General features: G+C 51.8%; 7 protein-coding genes. 2 read left to right on the forward strand and 5 right to left on the reverse strand.

Going from position 1 to position 15,028, the window contains the following annotated elements:
• Positions 1-5: 5 nt before the first annotated feature.
• From L6472_RS12755 to pnp, 5 genes are all read right to left on the reverse strand, one after another.
• Positions 6-3,416, reverse strand: a complete 3,411-nt coding sequence (locus tag L6472_RS12755; RefSeq protein WP_237805692.1) for a SusC/RagA family TonB-linked outer membrane protein — start codon at positions 3,414-3,416, stop codon at positions 6-8.
• 18 nt (positions 3,417-3,434) lie between these two features.
• A complete protein-coding gene (locus tag L6472_RS12760; RefSeq protein ID WP_237805694.1) occupies positions 3,435-6,257 on the reverse strand; it encodes a fasciclin domain-containing protein in 2,823 nt (940 codons plus the stop codon).
• A 252-nt stretch (positions 6,258-6,509) separates the two neighbouring features.
• Positions 6,510-10,037, reverse strand: coding sequence for a hypothetical protein (locus tag L6472_RS12765; RefSeq protein WP_237805696.1), 3,528 nt, complete (start codon positions 10,035-10,037; stop codon positions 6,510-6,512).
• 207 nt (positions 10,038-10,244) lie between these two features.
• Positions 10,245-10,478, reverse strand: a complete 234-nt coding sequence (locus tag L6472_RS12770) for a hypothetical protein (protein WP_237805698.1) — start codon at positions 10,476-10,478, stop codon at positions 10,245-10,247.
• Positions 10,479-10,628: 150 nt separating this feature from the next.
• Positions 10,629-12,989 carry a polyribonucleotide nucleotidyltransferase gene (gene pnp, locus L6472_RS12775; RefSeq protein WP_237805700.1) on the reverse strand — a complete coding sequence of 787 codons (2,361 nt, stop codon included), beginning with the start codon at positions 12,987-12,989 and terminating at the stop codon, positions 10,629-10,631.
• 149 nt (positions 12,990-13,138) lie between these two features.
• On the opposite strand from pnp, the gene L6472_RS12780 reads away from it, so the two are divergent.
• Together L6472_RS12780 and L6472_RS12785 are read left to right on the forward strand one after the other, a co-directional pair.
• Positions 13,139-14,269: a redoxin domain-containing protein gene (locus L6472_RS12780; protein ID WP_370640856.1), complete on the forward strand. Its 1,131-nt coding sequence runs from the start codon at positions 13,139-13,141 to the stop codon at positions 14,267-14,269.
• A 167-nt stretch (positions 14,270-14,436) separates the two neighbouring features.
• Positions 14,437-14,958 carry an NUDIX domain-containing protein gene (locus L6472_RS12785; RefSeq protein WP_237805704.1) on the forward strand — a complete coding sequence of 174 codons (522 nt, stop codon included), beginning with the start codon at positions 14,437-14,439 and terminating at the stop codon, positions 14,956-14,958.
• The last annotated feature ends 70 nt before the right edge of the window (positions 14,959-15,028 follow it).

Consider the following 15,028-nt stretch of genomic DNA (forward strand, 5'->3'; position numbering starts at 1 on the left):
TTCCTTTAGAAGTCAACAGTTAAACCCAGTGTGTATGAACGTGAACGTGGTGTCTGCGCATTGTCGATAGCGGGATCGTAGCCAGCGTTCGAGATATCGGGGTCAACACCCGAGTACTTCGTGATGACGAAGGGGTTGTTGATACTTGCATAGAGAGAAATACGGTTCAGACCAATCCAGGTGAGGTACTTCTTCTTGATGGCATACGACAGCTGGGCATAGCTCATACGCAGGTAAGAGCCATCTTCCACGAAGCGGTCGCTGACCAGCGAGTTGTAGGAATAAGGACCATCCTTGAAGTAGTGCATAGCGCGAGGAATAGAGGTGACGTCGCCCTCCTTGCGCCAGCGGTAGTTCACAGCCTGGCTCTGGTTGTCGTTGCCAGTCATGGCCTCGGCACGCAGACGTGCCATATTGATAATCTTGTTGCCCACACGATAGTTAAACTGGGTGGTGAGTCGCCAGTCGCCATAGTTGAAGCTGAAGCCGAAGCCACCAGTCAGCTTAGGCAGCGACGAACCCAGATAGGTGATATCGAGTGCGTTGATCTGTCCATCGTGGTTGATATCCTCATACATGGCATCACCACCGTTGAAGCGCACGTTCTTACCGGTGTTGTCGTTGGTATAGTTATACACCATACGTACGGGAGTGCCCGTAGCATCGAGGATCAGCTTGCCATCCGCATTCATGGCAACAGGAGCCGTGTAAGGACGCTTCTCCCAACCGCGCTCAGCATACCATGCGTCGGGCAGTGTTCCGTTGAGGAAGCCCTGCTGCTCGGCAGGTGTCAGTTTGATAAACGTGTTGTAGTTGTGCGTATAGACACCCTTGTACTTGAAGCCGTAGATAGCGCCGAATGGGTTGTGCAGCTGCACATAGCGCAGGAACTCACCGTTTTCATAAGAGAAGGTAGAGTTCAGGTTCTTCAGCAAGTACTCGTCCATCTCCAGAATCTCGTTGCGGTTGTTACCGAAGTTGGCATTCATGTCCATGATGAACTTACCAGCCTTGATCAGACGGTTGGTGTTGATATGGAACTCCCAACCCGTGTTGCGCATCTTACCGCTGTTGCGATAAGGAACGGTGGCGAAACCAGCGTTCGATGGGATGCGGTAGTTCTGCAACAGCATGTCGGTGGTTGTCGAGCTATAGGCCTCGATGGTCATGGTCAGACGGTCGTCTAAGAAGCCCAGGTCCATACCCAAGTTATAGCTTGACACGATCTGCCACTTCAGGTCGGTCAGTCGCAAGTTCAGGGGCACCATACCTGCCATGTCGATATAGCGGTCTGTTGTGCCATACTTTGAGGTATATAGATAGTTCTGGTTGGGCTGGTTACCCACGCGACCCCAGCTGGGACGCAGCGACAGCATCGAGAGTGTGGGTTTCAGCTTGGCCATCCATGGCTCGTCGATGATGTTCCAACGCAGAGACACAGAGGGGAAGAAGCCCCAGCGGTTGTTAGGACCAAACTTCGTGGTACCGTCGGCACGCAGGGTGAAGTCGGCCATGTAGCGACCCTTGTACGCATAGTGCGTAGAGAAGGTGTAGTACATGGAGCGCCACTGGTTGTACCACGAGCTGGGCGAGAAGTTCAGACCGCCGGCAGTCGGTGTCGATACGCCTGAAGCCAGACCGTTGGCACCTGTAGCCTGTCCGTTAGACGAACCTGATGTCAGCTCAAAGCGTCCCATCATCATCATCGAGTGGTCCTTGTTGGTGAATGCCGGTGTCAGCGTGAGGGTCTGCTTGGTGTTGAACGATACACTCTTCGAAGAGCCCTTCGAAGCACTGTTCACACCACCCTTCACACCCACGGGGTTCAGCTCCCAAGGATAGTACTTATCGTCGTACTGGTTGAAGATGTTCATATAGACACTACCACGCCAGTTCAACTGCCAGTGGTCCTCGTCGGTGCCCAGCAGCTGGTAGTTGATCACCAGCTCAGGCGACATGTCGTAGGTGCGGCGCTGGTTCTTAGCCAGGTTGGCACTTGCCACGGGGTTGACATAGGTGCGCTGGTCTTTCTCGAAGACGTCCGAGCCGCGCATGGGGTCGCCCTCGTAGCGTGGACGACGCATGGTGAAGTAGTCTGAGGTGTCGAGCCCCGTCACGGGGTCTTTCACATAGATGCTCATGTTAGGCATGATTCTCTGAGCGATAGACAACAGGTTGTCAGAGTTCATGTCATTCTTGGTGTAGGTCAGCGCGAAGTTCGTGCTGATGCGGATACGGCTGCTGACGTTGTAGTCCAGAGCCACACGGGTTGAGAAGCGGTTCAGCTTCTGCTTGATCATGGTACCGGTCTCATGGTCGAAACCACCACCGATACGGAACGAGGCTTTCTCGCCACCACCCGAGATGGTCACATAGTGGTTCTGACGCAGACCCCACTGTGTCACGGCGTCGCGCCAGTCGGTGTTGGCACGATACTCGCGCCAGTCGGTAAAGCCTTCGTTGTCGCCCATGTAGTTGATTTCGGGGATAGCATCCTTGTCGGCAATCGTACCATCCTGCATAGGATTGAAGTAGGCCTCTTTCAGCATCATGGTGTAGTCGTCGCCACTCAGCAGATTGTAGCCCTTAGGCTGGTAGGTGCCTGTCAGTTTCAGCGTATAGGTGAGTTTTGGTTTACCGCGCACACCACGCTTGGTGGTCAGTTCGATCACACCATTACCACCCTGCGAACCATAGACGGCCGTAGCGGCAGCGTCCTTCAGCACGGTGATTGAAGCGATATCCTCGGGGTTGATGTTCAGCAGTTCGGCAAACTTCTCATTGTTGGCACCAGCCATGTCGAAGTTGTCGAGGCTCACCTCGCGAATGTTACCATCGACCACAATCAGAGGGTTGGCATCGGTCAGTGACGAGAGTGAAGAGGCACCACGCAGACGCATGGTAGAACCAGAACCCAGGTCACCCGAGTTGCCGATAATGTCCAGACCGGCGATACGACCCTGCAGGGCTTCATCGACCGAGGTGATGCCCAGACCCTCGAACTCCTTCATGGAGATGGTCTGTGTGGCATACGAGATCTCGCGCTGTGGAATAGGCAGCGAGTTACCGTTAGCACGTTTCTTCGATTTGATGGTCACTTCCTTCAAGACGGTCTTCGACGACATCTTGATGTTGTAGGTCGTCTTGTTGATAGGCTGTGTCACCGTGTTCAAGCCCACATAGCTGAATCGGATGTGGTCTTTCGGGTTACGTATCTTCATGGTGAAGTTACCATTCAGGTCGGTAACGGCCGACTCGATGATACGTCCCGTAGCATCGATCTCGCAGACGGTGGCACCCATCAGCGGACCCAGCTCGTCGCTCAGCGTACCGTGAACCGACGTAATGTTCTGTGCGCCTACTGCTGTTGATAACAACAGTGCCAGAACGAATATCATGGATTTAAGTATCTTCATAGTGTTCGTTCCTCCTTATTATTTAATTACTTTAGCAGCAACAAGGGCCTCTCTGACAGCCGTCGTCCAGTTCTTCATGTCGCCATACATCAGTGCGCCCGAGTCGTCGAGCAGATGCACCATAGCGTTGCTACCCATGAAGAGGCGAGCCGTCTGCTCCTTCTCGTTATAGTTGCCCTGGAACCAGTATTCACGCACAATGTTGTTATAGAGACCGGGCGTGGTGACCACGTGGTGGGTCTTGCCGGCAGCATCCTTCACCGTGAGTGACGACTTGCCATAGGTGGCATTGATAGGATAGAAGCGACCATTGACGGGGTTGCGTTTCATACTCTCGTAGTTAGGTCCTACGCCATCCTCGGGTGCCATGTCGATACCGATGGCATGGTCGTGGACATGATAGCGGACGAAGTCGTCAACGATTGTGGTCAGCGCGGTCTTCACGGCTGTGCGCACTTTGGTAGAGTCAGCATCAGTTCTCGCATCGGCATCGCGGAACCAGTAGTTGGCATCACATATACTGTCAATCACACTGATCTCGATCTTCTCGCCAGGTGTAGAAACAGAGTCAATGCGGGTCTCTTCGAGTTCCTGCCACTTGGGCAGCTTGCCTGCAGCCTGCAGTTGCTCGATAGACTTGCGAGAAGGCACATAGACAGTGTAGTTATAGTTATCAAACAGCTTGAAGTTCTGATTGCCCAGGTCCTTACCACCACAGTTATAGGTGTTTGACAAGGTCTGTGTCAGGAAGTCGCAATAGCTGCTGTTCAGCAGATTCAGGAAGGGCTTATACTCGCTATGCTCGTTCAGCACAGCCACCAGCGACTTCTCGGCACCCAGGGGCACCTGAGCCTCCAGTTCGTAGGCCTTACCATTCTGCTTGAGGTATTTGTTCACCACAGGGATGCTGGTGCCGTGTTCCACCTGCCAGCCGCCGGCCACCTTCAGGTTGCTGCCGCTGCCGTTGACCTTGATGATAGAGCCGCTCTTGGTCTTATAGTAGGCATAACCACTCTCGATGTCGCCTACCACGATCAGCTGATCGACCAGGTCTTCCATCATCTTCTTGATCACGTCGCGGTTCACCTCAACAGAGTCGGTGCTGGTGTTCTTGACGATGTTTCCCTGTGCATCGACGGTTGACTTCCAGCGCCACGCCTTCAGCTGTGTGCTGCGCGTGGAAACCTTGGGGTCGATGAAGAATTCTATGATGTCGGGGGTCTCAGTTCCAGATGTCTCCTCTTTCAGTCCATAGGTATAGGGATCCACATAGAACTTCATGGCATCGTTGGTGGGCAACAGCAGGCTGTAGTGCTGGTCCATGGCCAGCAGGTAAGGCAGGAAGTTCAGTTCCTCAATACCCCAGTAGATGGCATTCATGGTCTTGCTGTGTGCCAGCGCAGGATAAACCACCGAAGCATATTCGGCAGGTGTGAAGATAGGCTTGGTGGGATTCTTGGGTTCAACCAGATAAACCACACCGTTGCAACCCATGTAGCACTTCACGATGTCCTCCTTCTTGATGCCGAGGCTCTCCTTGGCATCGTTGAGCACGTTCTGGAAGTTAGAAGGCACCGACTCGTAGAACGAAGTCAGCATGTTCACGTTGATCAGCTTGGCCAATGTCTTCAAGGGCACCTTGTCGAGGTCGCCACCATATTCATTATAGAGGTCGGCACCAGCACCCGTGGGGCTCCACCAGTTCTGCATGGCAGCATTGGTGGGCACAATCATGGCACCGGCATCGAAGTGCATGTCGAAGTCTTTATCGTCGCGATAGATATACTGGTTCCATCCCGGATCAAACTTCAGAAGACCAATCTCATCGGTAGGGATGAGTTTATCCTCGTCGGTCTCCAATGCCTTCAGACCTACTGACAGGTTGCTGAGATAGCGGAAGTTATAGACCGTATCCTTATCGGCACCCGCAGCCTTACCTTTGTTAGACACATAGTCATTGGTAGCAGTCACGTTGCGATAGGGCACCGAGAAGCGATCCAGTATCCTTGACCAGATAGAGGCCTCGGGCAGGTTGCGGATGATCTCAGCCATATTGGGCGAAGACTCGATCACGCCATCCACCTTGTGGATGTATCCGTTCTTACAGGTGATGTCGTGACCTTCCACACGGTTGCCGTTCTCGTCGTAGTTAGGCAACACGCGCTTGCCGTTGACCCACGACTCCTGAATAGAGGTGGCATGACCATTGGTCAGCAGCGAGAGGTCCTCGGCCGTGATGTTGTGATAGCTCATGAACGAGGGCAGGAAGTGAATCATGGGCGCTGCCGTCTCGTCTTTCAGCACGGGCACAGCCTTGCCGCGAGCGCGCAGTGCATCCCATGCGGGGTTGTTTGGCATGTCGGCAGGTTGCAGCACCTGAATAGAGTCATAGATGTGGGTTGACGTCTTGCGGCGCATGGCCTTACCCTCGCTGGGAGGTGTTCCCTTGGTGTTGCCCAGCAACTCGAGCAGATAGGCATTGTCGATCATCGAGTTCTTCAGCAGCAACTTCTTCTGCGATAGATTCAGCTCATCATAGCTCGACACGTTCCAGTCGTTGTTCTGGAACCAGTCGTCGTAGGCTTTGTCGTCGGCTACGAAAAGCGTTTTTGAACCTGTCTGATTGAGGACCTCTGCCAAATCCAGGTCCTCAATGAGGCGCACCGTGTAGTTGTAGTTACCGTCTTCTTGCAGGCGCTGGTAGATGGAGTTGCCCAGATACGAGGGCTGTCCGGTCAGCACATCGTCCTTACACGACTGCAGTGCTGCGGCTCCTATCAACGCACAGCAGGCGGTCATCACCACCCGTCGTCCTTGCGATACGATAGTTGTACGATTCATAGTGTGTTAGTATTTATATTAGTTGTTTTTTGTTTTTTCTACTTTGGGATTCAGCACACGGGGTGCCGAATGGGTTTGTCTTTCTCTCCCCTGTCGGGAGACAACGTTGTGTAGGTGTCAGCATAGTCAGATTTTAGGTTTTTAGATACTTGTTATATATAAAACAAGGGGTCGGAGACAGCATTTTTCAGCTGTCCCCGATCCCTTTTCATAGGAATATCAGTTGATGATATGTCATTATCAGTCCACTAATTACTTTTGCACTTTACGTACCACAACCTTGCCATTGTCAAGAACGGTCTTCTGGATGAAGATGCCCTTCTGAGCGGCATTGGTCTTGCGACCGTCTAAGGTGAAGAACTCTGTCTGAGCGCCACGCATGCTGATGGTGCTGATGCCTGATGCATCGTCGCTGGCTTCCTTCTGGCTGTTCTCACCGTAGTATGTCAGGGTGAAGTTGTCCAACAGAACCCAGTCACCGCTAATTTGCTCATCCTTCTTCACACCGATGCGCAGAGTCTTGTCTGTAACCTTCACGATGAGGCTGGTCTTGTAGCTACCCATATCGAAGAAGGCAGCGCAAGAAACCATGTCGTTAGGCATGTAATAGGTAGTGCCCTCGAAGGTCTGTGAAGACTGGCCAGAGATCTGAGGATCGCTTGTCAGTGCACCGGCAGTAGCGCAGACAGCAGGAGCCGAGCTGGTCTTGCCATCGCCTACGGCATAGAGGTAAGCCTGTGCGGCTTTAGGATTCTTGGTGTACTCAGCGAAGTCGTTGTCGAAGCCACCGATACGGTTGAACAGCTGTACGCTGACCTCATAGGTACCGTTGGGCAGACCCTTGATGTCCTGATACATGTCGAACTTCTTCTCATAGAACTCCAGAGCGTAAGCGCCTTTCTGGGTGTCATCGTTACCGAAGTTGTAACCGGTCGTGTTCTGCCAACCCTCGATAGAGTTGCTCTTCACGTCGTTCTCAATCTTCTCGAAACCAGGACTCTTGATCAGTGAAGTCATGTCAACTGGATTATCATCAGTAGCGTGCTTGTAAGCGGGGTCGGTGTTGAGCAGAGTGATCATCTCTTCAATCTTGTCTATAGCTTCCTTAGCCTCAGCGTCAGTCAATGCACCTGAAGTAATCTGACCACTAATCTGATCATAGAGGTCTCCGGCATTGCCTTGTTCATCCATGTTAATAGGATTCTGCACTGCAGTACCCAATCTGGTATTAGCTGCAGTCAGCTGATCGAACAGAGCGATAGAGGTCTTTGCCTTTTCAGTTACTTCGAGGATGCTGATCAAGACTTCAAACATAGCCTTACCCTCTTCCTTATTAACGTCGGCAGCAGCCTTGGCAACAGAAGCCACATTTTCCTTGACGTCCTTACCATAGTTCTTTCCATCAACAACACCGTTCAGATCGGCCAGAGCAGAATTCATAGCAGCAAGAACGACATCTGCTTTGTACTCATGATAGGTCAGTTTGAAGTTATCGAAGATAGCCCAGTTTGGACCAGAGCAGTCGCCCTTCACGCCAAGACGCATAGGATCACCATCCTTAGCTACGAGACCGAATGCAGAAGTCTTATACATACCTGCTGCAAAGGCCTCTGCTGCAGTGGTCATATCGTTGGGGAACCAATTGCCGTCAAACTTATTAACACCACCTTCTGTGTACATAATAGGAGTTTGGCCATCTGCTTCATATCCAAGAATACCGTTAGCCACAGGCTCTGAGAATACACACTTCAGAGGAGTCTCAGCCTGATTCATGTAAACTACACCAGGAGCAGTCTGTGTACCTGCCAGCCACCTATCATAAGCAGTCTGGTCACGATCTAAGCGGAAGAAGCTCTGTACTTCAATCTCATAAACACCTACAGGGGCATTCTTCAGTTCCTGATAAATATCGAACTTCTTATCGTAAGCCTCGGCACACTTATTGGGGTTACCACCAATGGCAGGGTTACCATTCCAGCCCTCAGCACCCTTCTGGAAATCTGCATTCTTCAAGTAGTAGGTGCAGTCTGTTCCAGGAGCCAGATGCTTCTTGGTCTCAGAGATAATGTCATCAAACTCAGCGATGAGCTCACGGAGTTCGTCGTTATCCAGATTCAAGCCCTTCTGGGCTTTCGACACATCATTCATTTCATCCTGCAAGTCTTCCTTCCAGTCGGCAGAGATATTCTTGTCTGCCTGAACGGCTTCTGCTTCAGTGTAGAGAGCAGCCAGTTCTTTCCACAAATTGATGTTGGCAATCAGCGAGTCCTCGACAGTCTTGATAGAAGCCAATACGCTGAGAACCTCGTCGCGGTTGGTAGCAGTGGCATTCTTGGCTGCATTCTCGTAATCCTCTAGATATGACTCTGTGCACTGTGTGTTCTTGTCATACTGGTTACCATTCTTGACAACCTCTGTCAGCCAGTACTGATAAGCCTCGGCCTTGTTGCCAAAATAGGTCAGCTTAAAGTTGTCGAATACAGTCCAGTCGCTACCAACGGCAACAGTCTTCTTGACACCCAGCTTCACGCTGCCACCGTCAACGCTGAAGAACAGATTGTTCATGTACCAGCCCTTTTCGAAGTAGAGGCGTGCAGCCGCGGGGTTGTTAGGTGCATAGTAGGTGACGTCATCAACAGTAACTTGAGCCTCCGAAGCCTCAGGGCCGAAATCGGTTGCACCGGCCATTGGCTGTGTGTTCAGGCAAGACCAACGGGTGGTGAGGGGCTGAGTCATCTCCTTCTCGTCAGCGACAGCATAGAGCAGACCATTCTTGTTGGTGCCATCCTTATACTCGCTCCAGCCATCGCCAGAACCACGGTAGAAGCCGTTAGCGCTGAGCATATAGACACCCTTAGGCATGTCGGTCAGCTCCTGGTAGGTGTCGTAGTTCTTATTGTAGTGCTCGGCAACATCTGAAGGCTCTTGACCACCAGCACCCCATGCAGGAGCGGTGCCCTTCCAACCTGTAGCATCATGACCATCAAAGTTGGGGTTAACGATGTTTGATGTCAAATCAACGGGTTTCGCTACTGAAGCTGCATCCTCAGCTGCCTTAGCAATGATAGCCTTCACCTGAGTGATGGCTGCTTCAATGTCTTCCATTGTAGCAGACTCGTTCAGATAAACAGCTTCCTGATCAGCCACATTCAGATTCTTCTCTTTGGCTGCATCCAACTGTGCCTTCAGGTCCTGAGCTTTCAGGAAGACAGCAATCGAAGTTTCATAAGCCTGATAGACTTCCTGCGTCATGAATTTCCAGTCAATACTTGCTGTGTCGCCCAGTTCTTCGGGGGAAAAGAAGTAAAGACGTGTGTTGTCTGCATGACCATTCCAACCAAGGTACATACCAGTGATTTCCGCCTTGGTGTCATTCGAAATGCGATAAGCACCTTCCACCTCTGTAACAGTCCAATAACGGTTTTCCTCACCATCATTGTCCACCCAGATGTCATTGTTTCCCGCATCTTTAATAACGAAAGTGGCCATCCACTTCTTGTGCTTCTCAACAGAGTCGCGAAGTTCAACACCAACATCCGTTCTGGTGAAAGTGACTTTGAATCCCTTCTCGCCTACACTGGCACGGGTGTCATAGTCGTTTGCTCCACGGAAAAACATTTTAGAACCTACGTTGTACATATACAACGTATCACCTTCAACATACTGCGTAAACGTCTGTGGCACCTCGGGCTTCTGGCGCACACCTTCTACAACAGCAGCCATCGCGCTTGATGCCGAGAGGCTAAGCGCGGTCAAAACAAAAAGTTTTGAGATTTTCATAAGCTAAAATTTGTGAAGTTAGTAAATATTATATATATAGTAGTAACTGTTTGTTTTTGAAAATACACTCTTAAAGAATGATTTCGGATGCAAATATAAGCAAAATTTTAATATCGCATATCATTTTTCATAGTTTTTTTTATCACGAAATACAAAAAAGTGTAATTTTAACACAATCCGTTAAGAAAAAGTTGTAATTGATACACCCTAGTTGTCAAAAACGGAAGAGTTGTCAGAAACAAGATGTTGAGGCATCTTATACAGGCTTAACCACTTCACCAACAACAAATTGCTGAAAAAAGAAAAACAAAGCGGCACTTTCGACTCAGAAAAGCGCTGCTTCACATTGCCAAGAGTGCCACTTTCAACAACCAAAAGTGGCACTTCTGAACCGATTCCAGCCCCTGAAAGCAACTCATCCAGCCCCTGAAAGCAACTCATCCAGCCCCTGAAAACGAGTCAGCCAGCCCCTGGATGCGAGCTGGCCAGCCCCTGAAACAAAAACAAAAGCTCCGCTTTCGCAGTGGAAAACGGAGCCTATTGCTTCACCTTATTATATATATAAGGCGACGAAACGACTACTATTACATGTTAGAAGTCCATGTGGTCGAGGGCATCGCTGAAGTCCTTGGGCTCACGGCTCTGAGCAGGATCGCGATAGACCTCGTCCTGGGGCTGCTCAGCACGGGGCTGACGATCCTGACGGGGCTGACGACGATCGCCACGGTCGCCACGGTCCTGACGGGGCTGACGGCGGTCGCCACGCTCTGGACGCTCGCCACGCTCACGACGAGCAGGACGCTCGCGCTCTACATAGCCCTCGGGCTTCTCGATGAGCACGCGGTGAGAGAGCTTGTACTTGCCGGTCTTAGGATCGATCTCGAGCAACTTCACCTTGATGTGGTCGCCCTCCTTGATGCCTGCCTCCTCGACAGTCTCGAGGCGCTTCCAGTCAATCTCGGAGATGTGGAGCAGACCATCCTTGCCGGGCATGATCTCTACGAAGCAGCCGTAAGGCATGATGCTGCGAACAACACCGTCGTAAACCTCGCCTACCTCGGGAATGGCAACGATGGCACGGATCTTCGCCAGTGCGGCATCGATGCTCTCCTTGTCGGGACCGCTGACCTGAACCTTACCGACACCGTCGGTCTCGTCGATGGTGATCGTGGTCTTGGTGTCTTCCTGCATCTGCTGGATGATCTTACCACCAGGGCCAATGACAGCACCGATGAACTCCTTAGGAATCTCGATCTGCACGATGCGGGGCACCTGAGGCTTGAACTCGGCACGTGGCTCGGCGATGGTGTCGGTCAGGCACTTGAGGATGTGCTCACGACCAGCCTTGGCCTGCATGAGTGCCTTCTCGAGAATGTCGAACGACAGACCGTCGCACTTGATATCCATCTGGGTGGCGGTCAGACCGTCTTTCGTACCGGTGGTCTTGAAGTCCATGTCGCCCAAGTGGTCCTCGTCGCCGAGGATATCGCTCAACACGGCATACTTATCTTCGCCGGGGTTCTTGATCAGACCCATGGCAATACCGCTGACGGGCTTCTTCATAGGAACACCTGCGTCCATCAGGGCGAGGGTACCGGCACAAACGGTGGCCATTGATGAAGAACCGTTAGACTCGAGAATCTGTGATACCAGACGTACGGTGTAGGGGAAGTCCTCGGGAATCTGACCCTTCAGACCGCGCCATGCCAGGTGGCCGTGACCAATCTCACGACGACCTACGCCGCGCTGGGCCTTGGCCTCACCCGTACAGAATGGGGGGAAGTTGTAGTGCAGCAGGAAGCGCTGGTAGCTCTTGTCGAGCACATCGTCCACCATCTTCTCGTCGAGCTTGGTGCCCAGCGTACAGGTGGAAAGCGACTGCGTCTCACCACGGGTGAAGATGGCTGATCCGTGAGGCATGGGCAGGGGCGAAACCTCGCACCAGATGGGACGGATCTCGTCGGTCTTACGACCATCCAGACGGATGCCTTCGTCGAGAATGCAACGACGCATGGCGTCGCGCTCTACGTCGTGGTAGTAGCGATCCATCATAGCCTCGTACTCTTCCTTGGAAATCTCCGAGTCCTCGGGGACCTCGGCCAGGAATTTCTCCTTGAAGTCAGTAAGCAGCTTCTCGAAGGCATCGGCACGGTCCTGCTTGGGCAGAGCCTGCTTGGTGATATCGTAGGCGGGCTGATACAGCTCTTTGTTCATACGCTCGCGCAGAGCCTCGTCGTTCACCTCGTGGTTGTACTCGCGCTTCACGTCCTTGCCCAGTTCCTTGCTCAGCTCCTTCTGCAGCTCGCACATAGGCTTGATAGCCACCATGGCAGCCTTCAGGGCACCCAGCAGGTCTTGCTCAGACACTTCGTTCATCTCGCCTTCCACCATCATGATGTTCTCGGCAGAGGCGCCAACCATGATGTCCATGTCGGCCTGCTTCATCTGCTCGAAGGTAGGATCAATCACATACTCACCATTGATACGAGCCACGCGCACCTCAGAGATGGGGCACTCGAAGGGGATATCCGAGCAAGCCAGGGCTGCTGAAGCAGCAAAACCGGCCAAAGCATCGGGCTGGTCAACGCCATCGGCTGAAAGCAGCATCACGTTGACAAATACTTCTGCGTGATAGTTGCTGGGGAACAACGGACGGAGCACGCGGTCCACCAGACGGCTGGTAAGGATTTCGTTATCAGAGGCTTTACCTTCGCGCTTGGTGAATCCACCAGGGAAACGGCCGGCAGCACTGTACTGCTCACGATAGTCAACCTGCAAAGGCATGAAATCGGTTCCGGGAACTGCATCTTTTGCGGCACAAACAGTGGCCAGGAGTACGGTGTTGTTCATCTTCAACATGACAGCACCATCGGTCTGTTTTGCCACTTTCCCGGTTTCAATGGTGATGGTACGTCCATCAGCCAATTGAAGGGTTTTTGTAATTACGTTCATCTTGTTTTATACATCTTTAATAAAAAAATACGTGCAAAAGTACACTTTTTCGGCTGAATAAAAGAATATTTATTAAAGTTTTACTATTTTTTAATGATTAAAGAGGCAGAAAAATAGTAACTTTGCACACAAATTACAAAATGACAACAATGAAAAAGATTGCGTATATTCTGCTGGCTACAGCCGCCATGGCTGCCTGCAATAACAAAAACACATTCACCATCGAAGGACATATAGACGGCGCACAGGACTCGGTGCTCTACCTGCACCACATGGGCGTGACGAAAGCTGAGGTGGTGGACTCGGTGAAGCTGGACGAGAGCGGCGACTTCTGTTTCGAACAGGCGGCACCGAAGGCTCCCGACTTCTACGTGCTGCGCATCAATAACCAGATTGTGAACCTGAGCATCGACTCGACAGAGACGGTCAGCGTGAAGGCTTCGTACCCCGGCATGGCTGCCAACTACGAGGTGGAGGGTTCGACCAACTGTCAGAAAATCAAGGAACTGGCACTGAAGCAGCAGGCACTGCAGGAGCGTGTGGCTGCACTGGACCGCAACACTTCGCTGGGACGTGAGCGTGCGCTGGACTCGCTGGAGCATCTGGTCAATGCCTATAAGGAGGACGTAAAACTGAACTATATCTACCAGGCTCCTAATGAGGCGTATGCCTACTTTGCCCTGTTTCAGACGGTAGGCCCTTGGAACATCTTTGACAAGAACGACCCACAGGACCTGAAGGTGTTTGGCGCTGTGGCTACCAGCTGGGAGACGTTCTATCCGGAAAGTGAACGCACCAAGAACTTGCGCAGCATGACGCTGAAAGGCATGAACGACAACCGTCAGGCTGCTGCCCGCCAACAGCGTGTGCTCAACAGCGACATGGTGGTGGAATCGGGCGTCATCGACTTGAGTTTGCCCGACAAGAACGGTCGCCTTCGCACGCTGACAGAGCTGAAGGGCAAAGTGGTGTTGCTGGACTTCCACTCGTTTGGAGCGAAGGACTCTGCACCTCGCATCCTGGCACTGCGCGACCTCTACAACAAATATCACGCTCAGGGACTGGAAATCTATCAGGTCTCTTTAGACGACAAGCACCTCTGGCGTCAAGCTGTCGAGGCGCTGCCATGGATCAACGTCTATGACAGCGAGGGCACATCTCTCGTGCGCTACAACGTGCAGCAGCTGCCCGAGTTCTTCCTCATAGATCGCAACAACCAGCTTCAAAAGCGCTCTGTGCAGATCAAAGACCTGGAAGAAGAGATTAGGAAACTTATCTAACGAGGAAGTTTTAACTGAGAGTTGAGAACTGAGAACTGAGAGGTATGATTACATCTATCGTTGAGTTAAGCACACAAATCTAACCATACTTCTCACCTCTCACTTCTCACCTCTCACTTTAAAAAAAAGTCTAATCATACCTCTCAGTTCTCAACTCTCAACTAAAAGTGCATCCCCTAGATAAATTCGCTTATTGCCCCGCTTGCGGCAGCAAAAGCTTTACGGAACACAACGTCAAAAGCAAGCAATGCAACGACTGCGGATTCGTGTATTATGCGAACCCGTCGGCTGCAACCGCTGCGTTTATCCTGAACGGCAAAGGAGAGCTGCTGGTGGTGAGACGCGGCAAAGAACCGGCCAAGGGAACACTGGACCTGCCTGGCGGCTTTGTCGATATGGACGAGAATGCTGAAGAGGGCATGCTGCGAGAGATTGAAGAGGAGACCGGACTGCAACTGAACAACCCTAAGTACCTGTTCAGCATTCCCAATCTGTACGAATACTCGGGCATGACCATCCACACACTGGACCTATTCTTCCGCCTGGATGTGGCCGACGACTGCCTGGCAACGGCTGGCGATGACGCCGCAGAGGCCATGTGGATGCCCCTGGAAAAGGTCAACGACAGACTGTTTGGACTGCACAGCATCCAACAAGCCGTGAAACGTTTTCTAAGCGTCAATCGTTAAGAAAACAAAAAATCTCCTATATATATAAGGTGGAAGAAAACTTTTTGTTTACTTTTGCACCCCAAAAGTA

The sequence above is a fragment of the Prevotella sp. E13-17 genome (assembly GCF_022024035.1).
In the GTDB taxonomy this organism is placed as follows: Bacteria; Bacteroidota; Bacteroidia; order Bacteroidales; family Bacteroidaceae; genus Prevotella.

Bases quoted from the DNA above. Each gene is read 5' to 3' on its own strand.
- L6472_RS12770 (WP_237805698.1), bottom strand. From the start codon at position 10,478: ATGAGTTGCTTTCAGGGGCTGGATGAGTTGCTTTCAGGGGCTGGAATC.
- L6472_RS12765 (WP_237805696.1), bottom strand. From the start codon at position 10,037: ATGAAAATCTCAAAACTTTTTGTTTTGACCGCGCTTAGCCTCTCGGCA.
- L6472_RS12755 (WP_237805692.1), bottom strand. From the start codon at position 3,416: ATGAAGATACTTAAATCCATGATATTCGTTCTGGCACTGTTGTTATCA.
- pnp (WP_237805700.1), bottom strand. From the start codon at position 12,989: ATGAACGTAATTACAAAAACCCTTCAATTGGCTGATGGACGTACCATC.
- L6472_RS12780 (WP_370640856.1), top strand. From the start codon at position 13,139: ATGAAAAAGATTGCGTATATTCTGCTGGCTACAGCCGCCATGGCTGCC.
- L6472_RS12760 (WP_237805694.1), bottom strand. From the start codon at position 6,257: ATGAATCGTACAACTATCGTATCGCAAGGACGACGGGTGGTGATGACC.